20 protein-coding genes and 1 other annotated feature are annotated in these 21,141 nt (G+C 39.6%); of the genes, 4 read left to right on the forward strand and 16 right to left on the reverse strand.

Annotated features, from left to right (window positions below):
- The first annotated feature begins 26 nt into the window (after positions 1-26).
- Together FBF75_RS09665 and FBF75_RS09670 are read left to right on the forward strand one after the other, a co-directional pair.
- A complete protein-coding gene (locus tag FBF75_RS09665; RefSeq protein WP_058336403.1) occupies positions 27-275 on the forward strand; it encodes a hypothetical protein in 249 nt (82 codons plus the stop codon).
- 14 nt (positions 276-289) lie between these two features.
- Positions 290-532 (forward strand): hypothetical protein, encoded by a 243-nt coding sequence (locus FBF75_RS09670; RefSeq protein WP_079920268.1) that lies wholly within the window; start codon positions 290-292, stop codon positions 530-532.
- A 68-nt stretch (positions 533-600) separates the two neighbouring features.
- On the opposite strand, the gene FBF75_RS09675 is transcribed toward FBF75_RS09670, so the two are convergent.
- The 9 genes from FBF75_RS09675 to FBF75_RS09715 form a co-directional block, all read right to left on the reverse strand.
- Positions 601-1,449, reverse strand: a complete 849-nt coding sequence (locus FBF75_RS09675; RefSeq protein WP_136944683.1) for an MBL fold metallo-hydrolase — start codon at positions 1,447-1,449, stop codon at positions 601-603.
- Positions 1,450-1,549: 100 nt separating this feature from the next.
- The gene (locus FBF75_RS09680) at positions 1,550-4,642 is read right to left on the reverse strand and encodes a DEAD/DEAH box helicase (protein ID WP_025208311.1); all 3,093 of its coding nucleotides are present in this window, start codon (positions 4,640-4,642) and stop codon (positions 1,550-1,552) included.
- A gap of 360 nt (positions 4,643-5,002) precedes the next feature.
- Complete coding sequence (locus tag FBF75_RS09685) at positions 5,003-6,520, reverse strand: HD domain-containing protein (RefSeq protein WP_025208312.1); 1,518 nt, start codon at positions 6,518-6,520, stop codon at positions 5,003-5,005.
- Between the two features lie 94 nt (positions 6,521-6,614).
- Positions 6,615-7,094, reverse strand: a complete 480-nt coding sequence (gene rlmH / locus FBF75_RS09690) for a 23S rRNA (pseudouridine(1915)-N(3))-methyltransferase RlmH (RefSeq protein WP_079920278.1) — start codon at positions 7,092-7,094, stop codon at positions 6,615-6,617.
- An 80-nt stretch (positions 7,095-7,174) separates the two neighbouring features.
- Complete coding sequence (locus FBF75_RS09695) at positions 7,175-7,345, reverse strand: CxxH/CxxC protein (RefSeq protein ID WP_008360116.1); 171 nt, start codon at positions 7,343-7,345, stop codon at positions 7,175-7,177.
- Between the two features lie 164 nt (positions 7,346-7,509).
- Positions 7,510-8,337 (reverse strand): energy-coupling factor transporter transmembrane component T family protein, encoded by an 828-nt coding sequence (locus tag FBF75_RS09700; RefSeq protein ID WP_017368435.1) that lies wholly within the window; start codon positions 8,335-8,337, stop codon positions 7,510-7,512.
- Positions 8,328-10,043 carry an ABC transporter ATP-binding protein gene (locus FBF75_RS09705; protein WP_136944684.1) on the reverse strand — a complete coding sequence of 572 codons (1,716 nt, stop codon included), beginning with the start codon at positions 10,041-10,043 and terminating at the stop codon, positions 8,328-8,330. Before FBF75_RS09705 ends, FBF75_RS09700 begins: the two co-directional genes overlap by 10 nt.
- Before the next feature lie 19 nt (positions 10,044-10,062).
- Positions 10,063-10,620 (reverse strand): ECF-type riboflavin transporter substrate-binding protein, encoded by a 558-nt coding sequence (locus FBF75_RS09710; RefSeq protein WP_041508071.1) that lies wholly within the window; start codon positions 10,618-10,620, stop codon positions 10,063-10,065.
- Positions 10,621-10,634: 14 nt separating this feature from the next.
- Positions 10,635-11,495, reverse strand: a complete 861-nt coding sequence (locus FBF75_RS09715; RefSeq protein ID WP_007497378.1) for an SAM hydrolase/SAM-dependent halogenase family protein — start codon at positions 11,493-11,495, stop codon at positions 10,635-10,637.
- Between the two features lie 111 nt (positions 11,496-11,606).
- Positions 11,607-11,877, reverse strand: a binding site (T-box leader).
- A gap of 192 nt (positions 11,878-12,069) precedes the next feature.
- On the opposite strand from FBF75_RS09715, the gene FBF75_RS09720 reads away from it, so the two are divergent.
- Both FBF75_RS09720 and FBF75_RS09725 read left to right on the forward strand, forming a co-directional pair.
- A complete protein-coding gene (locus tag FBF75_RS09720; RefSeq protein WP_136944685.1) occupies positions 12,070-12,759 on the forward strand; it encodes an ABC transporter permease in 690 nt (229 codons plus the stop codon).
- Positions 12,760-13,641, forward strand: coding sequence for an ABC transporter ATP-binding protein (locus FBF75_RS09725; RefSeq protein WP_136944686.1), 882 nt, complete (start codon positions 12,760-12,762; stop codon positions 13,639-13,641).
- A gap of 38 nt (positions 13,642-13,679) precedes the next feature.
- Here FBF75_RS09725 and FBF75_RS09730 read toward each other — a convergent pair whose 3' ends face one another.
- The 7 genes from FBF75_RS09730 to yycF all read right to left on the reverse strand — a co-directional run bounded on the left by FBF75_RS09730 (position 13,680) and on the right by yycF (position 21,055).
- Positions 13,680-14,144: a GNAT family N-acetyltransferase gene (locus FBF75_RS09730; RefSeq protein WP_136944687.1), complete on the reverse strand. Its 465-nt coding sequence runs from the start codon at positions 14,142-14,144 to the stop codon at positions 13,680-13,682.
- Between the two features lie 68 nt (positions 14,145-14,212).
- Positions 14,213-15,400 (reverse strand): S1C family serine protease, encoded by a 1,188-nt coding sequence (locus FBF75_RS09735; protein ID WP_035704177.1) that lies wholly within the window; start codon positions 15,398-15,400, stop codon positions 14,213-14,215.
- A gap of 81 nt (positions 15,401-15,481) precedes the next feature.
- Positions 15,482-16,276: an MBL fold metallo-hydrolase gene (locus FBF75_RS09740; protein ID WP_035704178.1), complete on the reverse strand. Its 795-nt coding sequence runs from the start codon at positions 16,274-16,276 to the stop codon at positions 15,482-15,484.
- Positions 16,277-16,282: 6 nt separating this feature from the next.
- Positions 16,283-17,146, reverse strand: coding sequence for a two-component system regulatory protein YycI (locus tag FBF75_RS09745; RefSeq protein ID WP_024718467.1), 864 nt, complete (start codon positions 17,144-17,146; stop codon positions 16,283-16,285).
- Positions 17,133-18,512: a two-component system activity regulator YycH gene (yycH, locus tag FBF75_RS09750; protein ID WP_017359976.1), complete on the reverse strand. Its 1,380-nt coding sequence runs from the start codon at positions 18,510-18,512 to the stop codon at positions 17,133-17,135. The genes FBF75_RS09745 and yycH overlap by 14 nt, the downstream gene beginning before the upstream one ends.
- Positions 18,502-20,340, reverse strand: a complete 1,839-nt coding sequence (gene walK, locus FBF75_RS09755; protein WP_007497390.1) for a cell wall metabolism sensor histidine kinase WalK — start codon at positions 20,338-20,340, stop codon at positions 18,502-18,504. The genes yycH and walK overlap by 11 nt, the downstream gene beginning before the upstream one ends.
- A gap of 7 nt (positions 20,341-20,347) precedes the next feature.
- Complete coding sequence (gene yycF, locus FBF75_RS09760) at positions 20,348-21,055, reverse strand: response regulator YycF (protein WP_017359978.1); 708 nt, start codon at positions 21,053-21,055, stop codon at positions 20,348-20,350.
- Between the last annotated feature and the right edge of the window lie 86 nt (positions 21,056-21,141).

Genomic DNA, 21,141 nt, shown 5'->3' on the forward strand with positions numbered 1-21,141 from the left:
TATAAGCGATGATGAGGGGAGAAACAATGAAAAAAATCACTTTTTTTGACTGGACCGTCCATTTACAAGCGGACTTAACAGCGATTACCGATCATTATGAAAAGAAAATGGTCATTTTAGAGCCATCCATTGAACTAAATAGCATCATCTGGATGGATGACAACAACGAGCTACAAATCAAACCTACTTGGGATTGTGTCATTTCAATTGATCCAACCAATAAATCACTGACAATCCGGCAAACAAAAGAAGTATTCGGAGATGTGTACGAATGAAAATAGGAGGAACTATGAAGAAAACCGCTTTTTATGATTGGACGATTCACTATCCTGACCATTTAACAGCAGTCAAAGATGATACAGAAAAGAAAATGGTTTTTCTAGAACAGACCATTGAATTTAAAGGGATTATCTGTATTGATGAGAATGATGAACTTCAAATTAAACCTACTTGGGATTGTGTCATCATTATTAATGCCAAAAACAAGTCGGTCACAATTCGTGATGCAGAAGACGTTGTAGGTTTACCATAGAAATAAAAAAGTCTCGTTTGAGGAAAATCACTCAAATGAGACTTTTTCTGTTTAGTCACCATAATTATTTAATAACCATTTACAAAGTAATCAATGGTTTCTAGTTCATCTTCTTTCAGTTCTCTGTTCACATGTGCTTGATATTCACTCTTGATCCTCTCCTGATCTCCCCCATAAAGATCAGTGTATTTCGCCATCATCCGAAGCTTGTCTGTTTCCTGACGAAACTCCTCTTTTGTCCACGGTCTTTGATGTGAAGGAATATACGTCTCCGCATCAAAAGCATCTAACTCATCTAAAAGACGCAAAATTTCTTTTACCGTAAAATGTACTTTTTCTGCATACATTTTCGGATAAATGCAATCACCAAGAAACAGGATTTTTTCCTCTTTCACATACACGATCACTGAATCTGCAGCATGATCGCCCCCAACATGCTGCACAACACAAGTGACCCCGCCAAGATCAATCTCCATCCGACGATCAAACGTGACATCCGGTAAAACCACCTGAATCTCTCGATGATTCTTATATTCTTCTTTGATGGCCTTCGCGCAGAACTCAATCTCCGTTCCTTCCCTCACCCGCTCATCAATCGCCTCATCTGACCAAGAAAACGGAAGAAGCTTCCCCATTTCTTTTCTGGTTTTTGCAGAAGCAATCGAAACCGCATGAGGCAGCGCCGGCAGACCAAAAATATGATCCCAATGCCAATGCGTGAGGACAACCATATCCGGCGTGGCGTTCTCTTGTTTTAAGGTCTTTTGGATAAAATAGTTCGCATGATCTTCTGAATTACCGGCATCGATCATTAATGTTTTGTTATTGCCTTCGACCACGCCTAGGATGGGGCGGTCGGTGAGTGATACTGGTGTGATGTAGGAGAAGGTTTTGCCTATTTTTTTGATTGTGTGCATGGTGTGCCTGCTTTCTTTAATGTATATTGAACTACTTATGTCTTCTAAATACGCCCCTAAGCGTGGTTCAGTTGTACATATATATTATAAGCCCGGAAATTTACTTATTATTATAGTCATTAATTATTGATATAGTCTTGTTTGCAACTTCACTTCCAAGAGATGCATACAATTTCTTATCACCAATAATATAAAATTCTTCTTTAGCTCGAGTGGCCGCAACATTCATTATATTGGGCTCTGAAACAGCCCATTTTGCTGCCCCACTGCTATTGGAATCTGCTCCTAGGACAAAATAGACAATTTTCGCTTCTTTTCCTTGAAAAGTATGAACAGTTCCTACATTTGTAGCCTTACCATCTTGACTCTTAGTAAAATCAATTTCTTCTAAAACTTTTGCAACTTGGTAAGCCACGTTTTTAAATGGAGAAATCACATAGATTTCATCAGCTAAATCTGAATTCACTTGTAATCGCTCAGTAATTTGTTTTTTTAGTAAATCCGCTTGTTCTTTAACATATTTATCATTGGCTTTTCCAGTAGAATGAAGCCACTCTGATATCCCTTGTACCTCATCTTTATTTTTACCCTGTACCATTAAACCATCATAAGATATTTCATTAGAAATAGTGAACATCGGATAGTTTGAACGTCTATGTACCCACAGTGGAATACCAACCCATTCGTCTTCGTTTTTTTGGAATCCATACTGACTAGTATCGTCTACTATTGTTTGAGTGGATGCATCAGCAGAGACAAACTTTTCGTCTACATTATAGTTTCTTCCAATCAAAGTTAAAACATTTGGATCTAAAGTTAATACTGGCTTTATTTGTGAGGGGTCCCCAACAACCATTACTTTTTTACTTCTAAAAATGGCTCCAACACTAGCCTGTGGTAGTGCTTGACCAGCCTCGTCAATAAATAAGTTGCCTATTGAATTTTCTTTGAGGTTTTTAAACATTCGACCAAAACTTGCAAAAGTAGTACTGATAACTGGCACAGTGAAATTGATCCATTGCCATGCTTCTGAAATTAACTCATGGCCATTCTCTTTCGCAATGTAATTTGATTGTTTATTCCAGATAATCCTTGCCGCTTTTAAATTTCTTACGTTCTCATTGAGGAATTGCTTTCTAACTTTTAAAGCCGAAATAAATAATTCTGATTGTAAAATACGAAACTCCTTTGTAAACCAAGGATTAGACTTTTGAAGTTCTTCGTATGATAGAGAAAAATCTATTTCCTTAATTCCACTTTGTGATTTGACCTTTTCAAATGCATCAATTTCTTTTTTCATTTTTCCCAGATCATTATTCTTAGCATTCACCCATCGTTCAAAGGTAGATTTTCTTTCCATCATTTGTTTTTGAGTATGCTCTTTTTTAACAGCATTTTTCTCTAGATCATTTTCAAGCTGTCTATAATCATTTGTAAGTGTTGTTTTTTGTTGAGTTAGATCATTTAAGTGTTCATTCACGCTGCTTAGCTTTTTGAAATAATGTTCAACTTTAGATTTATTAAATATTTTCTGAAACCATAAAAAACTAGGTTTTTGTGAAGTAAGAACATGATAATTTCGTTCAGCTTGTACTTCTGCCCTTGATAAATTTTCAAGTTCAACAGAAACATTAGATAAAACTTTTTGAAACTTTAATTCCTCTTCTCTAAGCCTCTCTAATTCAGCTTTTGCTTCTTTTTCATTACTAGTCAAAACTGTATGTTTTTCTTTGTTCTCATTTTCAAATTCTTTAACTTGATTGATATATTTGATATTTAGTTTTCGGATTTCATAAAATTTTCGACTATATTTTTCTACTTTGTCTCTTCCAACTTTTAATTTATTATAAAGCCGTTTGAATTCCTGATATACTCCAGTATTCGATTGATCATCTTCCTCTAAATCTTTTTCAATTGCCTCTATATTGAGAAGCAATTTATTCATGTTGATTGAATTTCCACCTTCTAATGAAAAAACACCCCAATTTTTGTCATTGAGCAGTTCACTTATAATGTATCGATCTTTTCCAAATCCTTCTCCTGTTAGTTGAGAATTAGAAATATCTTTGAAATAATTTGCTTTCTCTAATTGATCTTGAAAACATTTTGGAATCTCTTCTTTCACCGGTAATTCATTAACGATATTTTGGACTGCTCCATTATTTGAACTTGCCACAATAATATTTTTATCAGAAATAGATCGTGGTAAAATGCCAAGCTTAGCATTTTGCCAATAGGTCAGACTGCCTTGAATCACTTTATTAGAAAGATTTGAAATAGCTAGTGCCTGTTGTACGACTAAATCGGCAAAAATATCCTTCAACAATGTTGTCTTGCCTGTTCCTGGTGGCCCGTTAATACTTCGGATATCGTTTTTGTCGTTTAAAGCTAAATTGACAGCAACTTGTTGCATAAAGTAGGAAGCATAATCAGGATTTGATGGAAAGCGCCCTAACGGATAATATTTTGGTTTTAAAGCAATCTCCTCAAAAATATAAGCATTAAAATGCTCAGACTCTTTATGACTGTCTAGATTTCTTCTATTTCCAGTAAATCCGTTAAAATATCTGTTTATATTTTCAGTATTAATTAACTTTGCCATTTTTAAATCTTCAATAAAGAAGGAATGTAGATTAATATTCTCATTATCCAGATGTCGTATGAATTTATAACGGAAATTATCTACTGACACATGATACTTTTGTATAAGTTTAGAAAACACATGATGAAAACCCTCTTCAAATTTTCGATCTAATTCTTCTCTAAATAAAGTTTCAACTTTTAAAAAATCATCAGGTAAATGGCCATGTTCGCGGATAAAACCGCTCATTGTTAAAAACAATTTATCAGCCACCAGGTTGAGTTGATGATCAAAATATAAAGCGAAAGTAAATTTTTCCGAATGACTGATTTCCTCATAATTTTTCTCAATATTATATTTTTCTCTCAAAATATCAACAACTTCTTGGAAATTGAAAATACCAAAGTAAAATACAATTCCAGACTTTTTAAAGGATTTATCTGACATATTATTTTGTCGTTTTTGATGAGATAAAAAATTCATAAAGAATTGTTGCCAATCTTGTTCAATACGATAAAATGTCTTTAAACCTTTGCCACTTTTGTTAATTGATCCTTCTGTTAACTGTTCTATTGTAATCCATGCATTTAGAATATCTTCCTTTTTATTCATATTGAATCTCCTAATATCGTGCAATTTAAAATAATAATACCCTTTAATTTTTTAAAATTTTTTAATATATTAACATTCAATAGTAATGCAATTTTCTAATATCACTCAAAATCAATATACAGTAATACTCTAATAATACAAAAATCGTCATTCTTTAGAAATGACGATTTTTTGTATTATTTTTTCATAATTCAATAGCTTCTTTTTTGATAAATTGACTTCTACTCTACGATACGAAAAATTCTATACATTTGAATATTATTTACCCCCATATTAATATTAAATGCTTAAACAAGTCCTAGATTTCCTATTTCTGATCTAATTATATAAAAATAGTGAGCATGTATGAAAAGGACATTCTTAATTATTATTACTGTTTTTAATTTTATATTTATATAAATCTTGTTTTATATTTCTGAAAGACTCCCTTTCCTTATTATTTTCAGTTGATGCACGCATATATACTCTTCCTACTTGATATATACTAGATAATGCATTGAATATCTTAGAATCAGCTTTCCACTCATTTTGAGTCTCTATATAATTTTCATCATTATCTTTATTAAGCAATACCGCTTCTTCTCCATTTAAATCTTTTAATGAATCAATTGAAGTAAAACTATCTGAGACAAAAGATTTTAATTCCAAATTATTATTAGTTATATAATTAACTATATCTTTAGTTTCATTTTTTATAATTTCTTTAGTTTCTCCATCTTCTGGGAAATATTCGTATATTCTCTTCCAAAGTTTCCGATTTTTTAATTCATTTATTGTTTGTTTATCATTATCATCTGGAACTTCTCTTTGTACCTTATCTAAAAACTTCTCATCTGAAAGTTCCAAGTACGAAGATATAAAATCATCGCCAGTATTACAATTAACAAAGCAATATCCCTTTTCTTTTAAATCATTTGTAGCATGAGATAACATGGTATTACACGCTTGATTTGTCTTATGGTAATAAACTTGAACATAAAGTTCATACCTTGCTTGAAGGAAATTTTCTATTGCAGGTAATCCGCTTTTTTTAATGCCCAACTTTATCTTTGTTTTTTCCTTATCAATAAACGGCAATAAAGATTTTAATAATCTGTTGAGATCATAAGTCCCATACTTTACCCCACTAAAATAACTATCTCTTAATAAATAATCCATTCTGTCACAATCTAAAGGTGCACCAGCTACAATTTGGTTAAGAAATGGTGTAAGATTATATTTTTTTATATTAATTTTCTTTAGATTAAGCTTTTCATTCATAATAGTTAAAATAATTTTAATACGTTCGTCAGTAAATCCTATACTTGATAAAACCTTTGCAGCAAAATAATAAGATACAAATTCATGTTCAACATATTCTAATGCTTTGTCTTTTATTAACTCTTTTAATGAACTAGCGAATTCAGTATTAAAACTAATACTTGTATCGTTCGAAATCATTTCTAAAAAGTCAGAGTTTTTTGGTGCGAATTGATCAAATAAATGAGACATTGGTCCATGCCCTATATCATGTAAGAGTGCTGCAATACGTAAATTTAAAAACACATCTATAAATTCTTGATTAGAAAAGTATTCATTATCAAAGATATTTCCATTCCCATCAAGACCGTATTTTATTCTCTTATTTTTCAAGGTATTAGCATTACTGAATGCATTTAAAAACATCTCACTTGCTAAGTGCATTACACCAATAGAATGTTCAAATCTTGTATGATTGGCAGAAGGAAATACAAAATATAAAAAGGTATTCTGTTTAACTTTTCTCAACCTATTAAAAAGCGGATGTGAAATAATTCTCATTTCATCTTCAGTCATTCTTACTAGTCCATGTATTGGATCTAATATACTTTTATTTAATTGATCAGTAACTATTATCATTTTTTACCCCTTTTCGTATTTATTATTTTATTTCCATACTTACTAAAAGAACCACTTTTTCAAAAAGATTAAGATATATTCTTTAAAATACATCTCACTTATGATAAGGCTCCCCCCGAACAATCCGAAACGCCCGATAAATCTGCTCCACCAACACCAGCCTCATCAACTGATGCGGAAACGTCATCCTCGAAAACGACAACTTCTCATTCGCACGCTGCATCACAGCATCACTTAACCCAAGTGACCCACCTATGACAAAACACACCTTACTTTTTCCGTATGTTGCCAGCTTATCTATTGTATCGGCTAATTCTTCGGAAGTTTTCATTTTTCCTTCGATGGCGAGGGCGATGACGTGGGCGTCTGGGTTGATTTTGCTTAGGATGCGTTCGCCTTCTTTGTCTTTGATGATTTTCATGTCTTGCTCGCTGAGATTCTCGGGTGCTTTTTCGTCTGCGAGCTCAATGATGTCGATTTTTGCGTATGCCTGTAATCGTTTTGTGTATTCGGCTATGCCTTGCTTTAAATATTTCTCTTTTAATTTTCCTACTGTGATAATTGATATATTCACAGGTCATCCCCACCTTAAGAACAAGTTATTCATATAAGTTATCAACAATTGTGGATAAAATTTGTGTATTTTGTGTCCGATCATTCGTTCCCCACTATATATATTGCAGGTTCATCGCACAATTCACAGGTTGTGGATAAGCTGTGTGTATGTTCGATTTTTCTGAATTCTGGCGGTGTTTCGTGATCATCTATGTACATGTCTAGTACGGTTTCTATATGTTCTGCACAAGCATAAAGTGATTTGTTCATAAGTTTCTAATTCCTCCAATATGTTGTTTGGTTATGCACAAGTGTTTCGCTCATTGTTCAATATAACCGATTTATTCACATGTTAATAGTCTTTTACCATTTTCCACACCTTTTATCCACAAACCAAATAAAAAAGCCTCCACTCTTGTGAAGGCTTCCTTCTATCAAAACGGATTGTAAAATCTCGTTCCTCTAACAAATGTAATCACTAGCGACACAATCAGCACCACGCCAACAAACAATAACGCCGCATAATCTGCTTTTTGAAAGTCTTTCGCCGTAAACCATGTGCGTTTTTTATGCTTTCCAAACCCGCGCAGTTCCATCGCATTGCTGATCGTTTCAATCCGCTCTAGGCTAGAAAAAATCAATGGCATCACAATCGAAAGCGCATTTTTAATCCGTTTCCCCAGTTTTTCATTCTTCGATAAATCAATGCCTCTTGCTTGCTGAGAAATGGCAATCGTGCGAAAATCACGCTGAATATCTGGAATATAGCGCAAAGCAATCGCTACCGCATACGAAATCCGGTAGCTGACCCCGATTCTGCTGAGCGATGAGGCGAATTCACTTGGATTTGTTGTGACAATAAACAATAGCGCCGCTGGCATCACGGTCACGTATTTCAGTGTAATGTTCAATTGATAGAAAAGCTGTTCAAGTGTGACGTTGTACCAGCCTGCAATGTGAAACAGCTCGTGCTTCGCTCCATAGATGGCGACACCTTGCTGGGGAGCAAAGATGTAAATGGCGATGTTGTTGATCACAAGAAAAATCGCCAGGACAATCACTACGAAAGAGATATCACGAAATCGTATGTTTGATAGCTGAAAGAACACGATACTGGCAACTAGCATAAACACTAATACGCCTGTATCATATGTGAGCATCGCTGCGGATGACCAGAGGATAAAGCAAATGAGTTTGGTGGCGCCTGTCAGCCGGTGAATCGGCGACGGGCGATCGATATAAGACAGCATGTCTACAGCCATGTCATTCGTTCCTTTCTGTCAACCTCAATGAAGCGATCCACGAGTTCATTTGGATTCGGCCAATCAGCTTTCAGCGCCAGTTCATATAGCGACGTTTCCTTTAAGCTCGCCTTTTGGACTAGCAACTGATCTGTCAGTACTTTGGCTGGTGTATCATCTGCGATTTTTTCTCCATCTGAAATGACAATGGTTCTTGTTGTGTATTCGAGCATGAGATGCATATCATGGGTGATCATCAAGATCGTGACTCCCTGCTGATTTAATTGCTCTAAAAACGTCATCATCTCTGTGTAATGTCTAAAATCTTGACCGGCCGTTGGCTCATCTAAAATGATGATTTCTGGCTCTAACACAAGAATCGATGCGATGGTGACGCGCTTTTTCTGTCCAAAACTAAGGGCTGAGATCGGCCAGTTCCGAAATGGATATAGCCCGCATACTTTTAAAACCCGCTCTACACGATCCTTGATGTCGTCTTCCTTTACGCCTCTTAAAACGAGACCGAGGGCGACTTCATCAAAAATCATTTGTTTCGAAATCATTTGATTTGGGTTTTGCATGACGACGCCGATTCGTTCGGAGCGCTGCTTGATGGTGTCTCCTGTGATGTCATCGCCATTTAAAAGGATTGTCCCTTTTGTTGGCTTTTCAAATGCACAAAGCACCTTGGATAGTGTCGTCTTGCCTGCGCCATTGGCACCGGCAATGCTGATCATTTCTCCTTTTTTGACGGTAAAAGAGATGTTATTCAGTGTGTTGGGTCTTGTCGGATAATCAAAGCTCAGCTCACGCACTTCTAGTAAATCCTGCGCTTCATTCTGCTCGACTGATGTCTCAGATGCTTCCATCCATTGTTCGATTTTCTCTTTTGCCTCGTCATTTAAGGTGAGGTGCTGTAAATTAGCGATCTGATCTCCTGCTGCAATCGGAATACCTGCATATTTCATCGCTCTCACATATAAAGGCTCACGTAAATACGCCGCTTCTAATACATTTGAGGCGAGCAATTCATCTGGTGTCATATCCGCTGCAATCGTGCCGTCATTGACAACGATGATGCGGTCGACATGGCGGAAGAGGACGTCTTCCAATCGATGTTCCACCATCACGACCGTTTTTTTTGTTTCTTTTTGCAGACGGTCAATGAGATCGATCACTTCTTTGCCTGTTGCGGGATCAAGGCTTGCCAGTGGTTCATCAAACAGCAAAATGTCGACATCGTTGACAAGTACGCCTGCGATGGCGACACGTTGTTTTTGACCGCCTGACAGCTCATGCACGGATGATGTCAGTTTGCCGTCTACCTCTGTTAATTTTGCCGCTTTCTCGACACGTGTTTTCATTTCTTCGCGTGTGACTTGATCATTTTCTAGTGTGAACGCGATATCTTCTCCAACGGTCAGCCCGATAAATTGTCCATCAGGATCTTGCAGCACCGTTCCGACGAGCTGTGAGAGGGAGAAAATGTTCTCTTTCTTTGCATTTTTCCCGCCAATGTGAAGACTTCCTTCCATAGAACCTTTATAAGACGCAGGAACTAGCCCATTGATACAATGGGCTAGTGTGCTTTTTCCCGATCCAGACGGGCCTGCGATGAGGACTTTTTCTCCTTCATAGATGGTCAGGTTGATATCTTTCAATGTTGGTTCTGCCTGACTGCGATACTTGAATCCGAAATGTTCGAATTGAATCATCGGTTTCTTCATTTATGTGTTCCACCTTGCTTCATGATGTTTCTTTCGATAGACTGCCGCTTTTGCTTCTTGTTTTCGCATAAGCCGCAATGATGATGGTGCCTAGTACACCGACTGTGATGATGTTTGAGATTCCTGCCACGATACCTTGAACAAACACTTTATTTGCAGGTTCTGCATAGATCACAATGTCGAGTACCGGCGCAATGACAAACCAGCCTAAAGCTTGTGCGCCGGCTTGGACGGCGTTGAAGAGCGTGATTTTTTTCCAGCCAAAGTCGCCCTCTTCTACTTTTAAACGGTTCGAAATGAGGCCGATCAATAAACCAACCACACCCGAAACGATAATCCAGCTCCACCAAGGTCCAAATGTGGTGGCATCTTTAATGAGATGACCAATAAATCCAATCAATGCGCCTGCAACAGGACCAAATAGCACGGCCATTAACGCAAGGAACGCGTACGATGTTTCAATTTGTGTATTCGGAATCCCAGTTGGAATGGAGACGAAGCGTCCTAAAATGACAAAGACGGCTGCGCCAATTCCGATGGCAACGACAGTTTTCGTTGAAAGTTGTTTACCTGCCATGATGTTTCCTCCTCTTATTCGTATATAATGCGCGGAGCTTTGCGAATCGAAAGGCGCCAGCCTGTGCCTGTACCGATGTTATAAGCCTTTGCAAATGACCCTTGATTGATCGCCACGCCTAAATGATCGAGTGAATTGACATATACGAGTGGTTCGCCTACCTTTAAATCGGCAAAAGATCGTCCATAGGTCATGATATTTTTATACACATTTTTTGGCCCGTTGGCAATGGTAACTTCTATTGCATCCCCATAATTGATTGAAAGCTGTTCAAATAACGTATGATGAATGTTTGTCCATAGGTTTCCGAACCGCACATCTAAAATATCAATCGTCCCTGTGATCACTTCTTCTTCCGCATAAGCTTGTACGACTGGAAGGTGAATAATGTCCTCTATATTCGCCTTTGGCCCGACCTCTTCAAAAGAAATCACACCTGAAGCAATTCTCGCGCCTGTATAGGCGTAAATGTCTCTACCATGGAAAGTATGTGATTTTCCTGACTTCGGCAGACGGTTGATGGTTTCATCTAAATACCGAGCCTCCACGATACCAATATCCTGTGCGACATGCGTAAGTGTCCCATTATCAGGTGTGATGATGTAGTGTGAGCTTGTTGTTTTGACGACGAGGCTCTTTCGCTCTGATCCAACGCCTGGATCAACAACGGAGACAAATACCGTTTCTTCCGGCCAATATGTGACCGTCTGAAGCAAGCGATAAGACGCTTCCCAAATGTCGTATTGGGGAATGTTGTGAGTTAAATCAAAAATGCGGATGCCGCTGCTCACTGTATTGGCTACGCCGTACATTGCGCTGACCGCTCCATCATCAATACCGAAATCTGATTGTAAAACCAATGCATGTTCACTCATGTTAATCTCCCTTTCATTTGAAAAAATGGTTGTGGTGTTTCACGTGGAACATTTGAACATTTGTATGAAAAAAAGTGGACAATAAAAAATACCCCATCCTTATCTATGAATCATAAGGACGAGGTATTTGTCTCGTGGTACCACCTTTATTTACTGTTTGCTCGCGCTAAACAGCCTCTACAAGTACAAAGCTCCAATTTGGCTCATATACTGTGGTTTTGATAACGAGTACCAACTCTCGTCGTCACCTACTAATATCATGGATATGTTCAGCACGAGGCTCAGAGACCATTTTTCGAATCATTATTTTTGCTTCTTTTCAGCTACCGAAGCTCTCTGTGGAAAAATTGATGATTGTACTTTCTCTCGTCATTGCCTGTTTAACTATCTTGAATTAAAGCTATCATACATGATGTTTTTTGATAAATCAAGATATTTTTCTGAACATTTTTAAAAATGAGTTAACTGTTCTGGAAGAGTCTTCTTTTTTATAAAATTTAAGCAAATGTTAAAGAGCGAGATATGGTGTCTTTCTTTTCTAGCGGTATAATAAAGATGAAGGGAGGTACAGTGTGTGTGGACCATCTGTATGAATGAATTTAAGCAGCTCTTCAAAAGCACAAAATCCATCTTAACTATTGTTATTATTTTCGTTTTATCTACTTTTGTATCAAGTCTTCCATTTATAGCTGCTTATCAAGGGAAGTGGGAACAGGCAAAGGACCCTTATTCCATTGGGAATGAACTAGTGATTTCGTTATTTGGTTTCTTCCTTATTTTTTTATTATCTCATGATATTTTGAGCCGCGAAATTCATTTGAAAACCATTCGTTTTCTCGTCAGCAAAACGACCCGTTTAAACATTGTCATCGGGAAATATCTTGGGCTGATGCTGTTTTGGCTCAGTTGCATTATGACCACATATATATTAAATATGGTGATTTCACATCGTTTTCTGTTCTCTGATGCCTTAAAAATATTAACGTTTATCAGTGTCGGCATCTCCTGTGCTTTGTTTTTGTCCATGCTCTTTCCAACACCACAGAAATCGATGTTTGTTGGCATGTTGTTTTCCTTTCTATTTCCAATCATGAGCATGATGTCTGTTCTTTCTTCAGAACGGTTGATTCACTGGTTCCAATACGTGACGCCTTATTATTATGCGCGCTGGAGTGAACCGCTGACCTATGTGCTGATGAATGCCGCATTGACTGTTGTCTTACTCGTTGGAACGGCACTACTGTTTCAGAGGAGGGATGTCTAAGTGCTTCACACAAAAGGGCTGACAAAAAAATATCGGACAAAAGTCGCAATAGATCATATTGATCTTGATATCCATCAAGGGGATATCTTCGGCCTCATTGGACCGAAGGGTGCTGGTAAGACGACCTTTTTTAATATCATTACAGGGATCTCCCGCCCCACCTCTGGCACATTTATCATGATGAACATGACGTCGTTAAAAAAAGTACGTCATCATATCGGTGTTCTGCCTGAATATACAGATTTATATGAAGGGCTGACTGCTATTGAGCATATTGCCTATTTATCGAAAATTACGGGTACTCGCCAAAAAACGAGCTATTATGAAGAATTACTCGAATTTGTTGACTTACATCGTTATCATCAAGAGAAAGTCGGTGCCTTTACACCTGGGATGAAGAAGCGGCTCGGAATGGCTCAAGCCATCGCTCATCAGCCTGACTTTATTTTACTTGATGAGCCTTTTGCGGATATTGATGCAGATTCTATCTTACATATCCAGCGGGTGATTGAATCGTTAAAATTTGAAGGAAAAACTGTCTTTTTAACAGCAGACGAGCCAAGGTTCACCCAGCCTATTTGTACCAAAACAGCTTTCATATCTGAAGGAAAAGTCGTGTCCTCAAGTACTCATCCTCAAGAGAAAACCATCACGTCCTCAACCATTCGTGCCACCTTCAAGCATGCATGGATTGATGATGAGGTGAAGCCTGTTCTCACGCAGTACTTACAAAGTGTGGGAACAGACCTTGTGATCAGAGATGACGAGACCTCATTGTTGATTCGTTCAGAAGCTCAAGTCCCAGCCATCATCCGTGCGTTTGTGAAATGCAAAGTCGACCTATACCGAGTCACGGCGCAAGATGCCATGATGTCCACATAAAAAAGTACCGTACGCTCGCCGCACGGTACTTCTCTTTTTTATAAAGGCTTACTCATGTAAATCCCAGTCTCAGCAAATCCCGTTTTCTCATAAAGTGAGCGGGCGATTTGATTATGGGCAAAGACATGCAGCGATAGTTTTTTCACACCTAATGACTTTGCCTGCTCTTCTAATGCCGTCATGGCCTGTTTTGCCAACCCTTTTCCTCGATACGCTTCAAACAAAATAAAATTATAAATAAATCCTTCATGCTGGGGATGATCTGGATCATAGCAAAGCCATACCCATCCAATGGCTTCTTCTCCATGTAAGATGTTCCACAGCTCATGATCCTCTGTCTGAAGACCTTCAGGAAGCAACCGGTCAAATTGTTCCTCTGCGTTCTTTTGCGCTTCTTCCTGATTCCACGTCCCTGCGAGTACCTTTTCTTCTGCGTACCGCTTAATGTCCTTCTCTATCAAGACGTCATAATCCGTTTCTGACATTGGCTGTAATGTGACCAATCGTATCTCCCCCTTTTCTTTATCATATGCTGGGCATGAAAAAAAAGCCAGTCCCTTATAGGAACTGGCTAGCCACCGAACTGATCGGTTTGGGAGAGTTTGATCTCGACTGATTTTTTCTTTCCGCTTCGGTAAAATTGCACCTTTACCTTGTCGCCTACTTTCTTTTGATAAAGATATTTACGCAGATCGACGATATTTTGTACTTCCTTGCCGTCAAACGACGTCACGACATCCAGCTCTTTTAACCCTGCTTTCCCTGCTGGAGACAAAGGCTCGACACTCATCACGACGACTCCGGTTGTGACCTTTGATGGCAGTTTTAACGTTTCCTGCCAATGATAGCTCGCAATATCTGCTAGTGATTTCATCCCAACACCAAGGTACGGACGCTTCACCTCTCCATAGCGCTCTAAATCCTCTATGACAGGGATCACCAGATTCGCAGGAATAGACAGCCCAATCCCTTCCACCTCTGACTCAGCAATCTTCATTGAATTGATGCCGATCACTTTGCCGTCCATATTAATCAAGGCTCCGCCGCTGTTCCCAGGATTAATGGCGGCATCCGTTTGCAAAACTTCCGCATTCCAATCCGTCTGTCCGTCCCCATTAGAATCAACAGGGATCGCACGCTCCGTTCCAGAAATCACACCTTGTGTGACGGAGCCAGCAAATTCAAGGCCCAATGGATTTCCAATGGCGATGACAGGCTCACCTGGTTTGACATGGTCTGAATTGCCGAAGGCAGCGGTTTTTTTGATCTTATCACTTTTGACCGTCAGTACCGCTAAATCCATCAGCTGATCACTTCCGACAAGATTTGCCCCGATCCTTGTCCCGTCCTGAAGGCTCACTTCAAGCTGGTTTGCGCCTTTGATGACATGATGGTTGGTCACGATATAAAAGGTGTCACCCTTTTTTTTATAAATCACACCTGACCCGCTGCCTGCTTCACCGCCTTCTTCCCAGAAACTCGACTTTTGAATGTTAATGACGCCGACAACTGTATCTGACATACTCGATACCACTTTTGTGACCGCATCATTCACGTTCACATTGACGGTCTTTAAAGGGCCATCTGATGCCTGCTGATCTCCAGCTGATTGCCAGCCAAAGGGGCTGCCGCTTTGTCCAGACACATAGGGGAAAAAGAATCCCATTAAAAAAGCTCCTACCAATACACCGATCAGACCAGATAGGAAATATCCTTTTCTGCTTCGTCTCGGCTTCCACTCTACATCGCGATAATCCACTATGTTTCCTTCCTTTCAGTGAATAGATGATGTATATAGTGTTGGTAAGAAGCTCTTATCTTAATCATACGATTGTAAAAATCATACGGCGCAAAGCGGGGTTGCTTTTTTCGGGTCCGTATCATATAAATCAAAGCCGTCCCCTACAACAAAGCCCTTCATTTCAAGCGTCTGCTGGACCGCCATACGGGCTAAGTCCTTCATGTTGTTGTCTTGACTCAAGTGGGCCAAATAAATGCGTGAGGTGGCGTCTCCAATCACGTCTGTCATAGCAAGAGCTGCATCTTCATTGGATACGTGTCCGACATCGCTCAAAATTCTGCGTTTAATACTCCAGGGGTAGCGCCCCATTTGCAGCATGCCGACATCATGGTTGCTCTCAAATACGAACGTATTGGCTGATTTAATAATCCCTTTCATCCGGTCACTCACATAGCCTGTATCCGTCATAAGGGCAAGTTTACGCCCGCCATAATGGAATACGTAAAACATGGGCTCTACCGCATCATGTGATACGCCAAATGATTCAACATCGAGTCCGCCGAATGATTGAACCGTCTCCATATCAAAGTGGAATTTCTGCTCCGTATCCACTTTCCCAATATGTGACTCCATCGCCTTCCATGTTTTCGCATTTGCATAGACAGGAAGCTTGTACTTTCTTGCCATCACACCGAGTCCTTTAATATGATCTGAGTGCTCGTGTGTGACAAAAATTCCGTCCAAGTCTTCAGGCTTGCGATCGATTTGACCAAGCAGCTCTACCATCTGTTTGCCGCTTAAGCCCGCATCTACTAAAAAAGCATGCTCGTCTGTTTCTAAATAAAAAGCGTTCCCCGTACTTCCGCTCGCTAGTACACTGAACTGCAAGCTCATGTTCTCTCACTCCAATGAAGATTTGTCTTCTTTCTCTATATGATCAAGTGTTGAGCCATCAATGGCATTGATCAAATATTCTTCTTCTGTCTTTTTCTTTGAACCAGTTGCCACGCCTTCAATCTCTACTCGCCATACAGGAACCATTACTTGAGTGCTTGCACCTGGGTATTGCGTGTAGTAGCCAAGCTCCACTTTTTTCACTGTCGTGTTTTGGCTCAGCATATTTTGTGTATATAAGTCCTTCACCGTTTCAAGCGCCGGGACAAGGGTCTCTTTTCTCACTTCATTAATCGATGTCACCATCGACTGCCGATACGAGACGACCTCGTTTTGATCGTTCACATCCAATGTGATCTTCCCAATGGTTTCGGTGTCATCAAGACCTTCTTGGAAGATGTATTTTCCTTTATACGTTTGGAAAAAGACGATTTCACCTGTTTCTTCATCGATGCTCCAGAGCTTATAATTCTTGCCATCCAGCAAACGCTGGCTCACAAGATTGGTCGCTGCTGTTTTCATATCTTTTTTCGGCAATGCGACTGGTTTATTGAAGGTCATTTCAAGCAGGGTGACAGGATCATCTTTCTCGGTTTTCGGGAATGTGCTTTTCGTCTTTTGATCAGCTAATCCGTCGACATCCTTTTTCGTATATTGCTTTTTCTCAGCTGTAATACGGTATCCAATCTTCGCTTCATCTGATAGATTGCCATATTTGATTCCGTCTGCCTTCATTTCTTCCAGCGTATCTGTTTTTTCGATAATCGCAAAATGATCGGTCGATCGCTTTTCAAAGTATTGAAAACCTAGAAAGATATCGAGAACGAGAAAGGCTAGGATAAAGATCGTTTTGGTCTTATTCCACTCCATGATTCTCGCTCCCCTCTGTCAGCAAATCATTCGATAAAATGACGGTTTTCCCGTTATATTTCATACACCATACCGGCTCTAGCCAGACAAACATCGCTTGATCCTGATCTGATGCCGTGGATGTCGCTTGATAGGCAGGGAAAATCTGTTCAATTTTCTCTAAATCATCATACTTCGTCTGCTTGATGATCAAGTTTTTCAGCTCTGTCCCATTCATCAGTTTGACCTGTTCACTCTGACTCGCTTTGTTGCCGAGAATGTAGTTTGGACGCTTATAACTCAAGATGTCATCATTCGCCCATTGTACTTCAAGTGATGTCATACCAAATGGATGCTTTGTGCTGTTGACGATCGGCAGTCCATCCATAAACATATTAAAGGACAGCTGCTGGTTGCTGTTAATGCCGAAGTATTGATAATTATCGGTAAAACTTCCGGTATCATTGAAATATTTCACGCTTCGCTTGATCAAATCTCCCGTTTGGAATACGGTACTAGAATTGATATTACGATGCTGATATTGGATGCGGTGGTCTTTTTGATTTGCTTCAAGACGACTCGTTCCATCTGTATATACCGTCCGGTTTAAATTAGACTCCTCCCCAACTAGACTTGGGTCTGTAAACAAAGCGTCCTTGAATTTGCTTGTCTTAATCGTTTCGATAAAGAACATTTTCGCTTCAAGCTGCTTTTGCTTCTGCGGCAGAAGGAAATCTCGTTTTGAATTCGTAGAGAAAGTATATAGATCATAGCGCGGCATCTCGTTTTGAGCGGCTGCAATACTATCCATCAGATTACGATAGTTGGCTGATTCAATCGTCAGCTCAAGCACCGTTTCCTTGCTGTATGAAACCAAATAGACTTTCTTATTGGCCTTATCCGGCTGAGCGAACGGCACAATCATCCGGTCAAATGAGTTGTATTCAATGGATTTATTTGGCCATTTAAACAGCGCTTGGAAAATATCAATCGGAATCGGATCATTGAACACAAGATCCAATGTTTTGCCTTGCCCCTCGCGTCCATAGAAGAAATTCTTAAATTTCTGCTCGGAATATTGGTCCGACACATCGGCAATCTCTTTGACATCCCACAGGCTCACATCATTCCAAAAGTTTTGGAAGAGTTCCTTTTGATCCACTTTGAAATGCTCTCCATTGGAATGGATGAACATCTCACGCGGTTTCACGACATCAATGAGACTCCGAGGCTCGTCGCTTGAAATCTTCTTCGTTTCCACGACCTGTGTACCGGCATCCGCCTGATCCTGCATGACGGGCTGGAACATCCAAATATTCCACGTAAACACAAGACTGATCGCAATTAGGATTGTCAATATAATGGTTTTAAAGGTCTCACGCTTCATCCCAATCATCCTCTTGTTCTTCATTGTACGGAAGGGTAAAGGTTACCGTTGTTCCTTTTCCTTCAATGCTGTCAGCCCAAATATCTCCGCCATGAGCCTGAACCATTTCTTTTGCAATCGCAAGACCTAGGCCGGTTCCGCCAAGTTTTCTTGTTCTTGCCTTATCCACTCGATAAAAACGTTCAAAGATTTTATCCATATCCTTCTTCGGAATACCGATTCCTTCATCTTTGACACTGAATAACACAAGACCTTGCTCCTCATCCAAATCGACAGTGAACGTAATGTGTCCACCCTCTGGCGAGTATTTCATAGCATTGGAAATGATATTATCGAGCACCTGTGTGATTTTGTCTTGATCAATTTCCACATATATTTCACGCTGCGGCAGGTTCCGGATGAAATCGACATGCTGCTCCTTCGTCATTTCAAAACGATCAATGACGAGCGAGATAAACCTAATAAAATTCGTCCACTCACGATTGAATTGATAATCCTTGCTGTCGAACTTAGACAGCTGGAGCAGGTCATTCACAAGTCTAATCATGCGCTCTGTTTCATTTTGCGTGACACTGAGGAACCTTGGCGCAAGCTCTTTATCACCAATCGCACCTTCAGCGAGAGCCTCAAGATAGCTTCGCATCGTCGTAAGCGGTGTGCGCAGCTCATGGGATACGTTCGCCACGAATTCACGACGTTCCGCATCAATTTTTTCCTGCTCGGTTACGTCATAAATGACCGCGATCAAGCCATCAATCTTCCCATGCTCTTTCTGAATCACTGAGAAATTGACACGCAAAACAGACAGTTGATCTTCACGTTCAATTTCTAGTAGCATGGAGTCTTGATTTTCGACTAAATCTTCAAATGTATGAGTTTCTTCTAAGCCAAGCAAGGATGTGATCGGCATCTCTAGAGCTGTTTCACGTGAAACATTCAAAAGCTCTAGTGCCGGGCTGTTTAATAGAATAATGGCCCCATTTTGATTCGTGGCAATGACGCCATCGGTCATATAGGCGATAACAGAAGAAAGCTTTTTCCTCTCACCCTCTGTCATCAGCTGCGCTTCCTCCAGCTCTCTCGTCAGATGGTTAAATGTCGTTGCTAGCTGACCAATCTCATCATGTCCATACTTTCGGACCTTTCTGGAAAAGTTCCCTTTGGCGAGCTCGATCGCTTGCTTTCTCATATCCGAAATTGGGTGTGTAATGGTTCTGAATATGAATATACCAAGTAGAGCGGTCGTCCCAAGTGCGATGAGTGTACCTGTCGCCAAAATGGTGTTGATCGTTCGCATTTGGTTAAAAACACTTTCCATGGATGAGACCACATAAATGACACCAACGGTTTCTTGGTTCTCATTTTTCACGGCTGTCGCTGATATGCGGACTCGTTTATTCGATTCTGGGTCATAGAATTTTTTCTCGTAGTCTTTGCCAACCGCGAAAATACGGCTAATGATTTGATCTGTGATTTTCTTCCCGGCAATCTCTTGACTGCCGTTATTCACAGAGGCAATGACCTCTCTGCTTTCGTCAATATAGCTGACTTCAGAAATTTCATTAGACTCATCTTTGTTGTTAAAATCGTTTAAGATCTTTTGAGCATCCTCTTTTAATTCTGCCTTGCTTTTCGATGAATCTTGTTCTAGGTAATACGATAACGAGTAGATTCGCTGATTCAAGGAATTATCATAGGAATTAATTAAGGACTGCTCTAGCTGCTTCACAAAGTACACGCCAATGATCTGCATGGCGACAATGATCAGCAGCACATAAATCAAGGTCAATTTAAAGTGAATCGAGCGAAAAAAACCTACTTTACTCATAAGAATCTTAGTCCTGCTCTGGGTTTCTTAAATAGTAGCCGACGCCTCGTCTTGTTACGATCCAGCTCGGGTGGCTAGGGTTGTCTTCAATTTTTTCACGAAGACGGCGGACTGTCACGTCTACTGTACGGACATCTCCAAAGTAATCGTAGCCCCAAACCGTTTGCAGTAAGTGCTCACGTGTCATGACTTGTCCAATATGTTTCGCTAAGTAATGAAGCAATTCGAACTCACGATGCGTTAATTCAATCGTTTCGTCACGCTTAGACACGACATACGCATCTGGGTAGATCACAAGTGAACCAATCTCGATATCATTTGATTCAGATTCTTCCTCTGATTGCGGAGCAGCCGTCTGTCTTCTTAAATTTGCTTTTACACGTGCAAGCAGCTCGCGTGTACTGAATGGCTTTGTGACATAATCGTCCGCGCCAAGCTCAAGACCAATGACTTTATCGATTTCAGAGTCTTTTGCTGTCAGCATGATAATCGGCATATCATATTTCTTTCTCACTTCACGGCATACTTCAACGCCATCTTTGTTCGGCAGCATAATGTCGAGCAAAATGATGTCTGGCTTAATTTCTTCTACCATTTCAAGGGCTTCATTTCCGTCATACGCACAATGAACCTCGTAGCCCTCTTTTCTTAAGTTAAATTCCAATATATCCGCAATCGGCTTTTCATCATCTACGACAAGAATCTTTTTTTCCATTGTGATTTCCTCCTGCATTTTTAGCATCTATGTCATTCCATTTTGCATGTCTCATTACGCCTTCTTCATTTACGAAAAAAAAGGCT

The sequence above is a fragment of the Bacillus sp. S2(2019) genome, assembly GCF_005144805.1.
GTDB lineage: Bacteria > Bacillota > Bacilli > Bacillales > Bacillaceae > Bacillus > Bacillus altitudinis.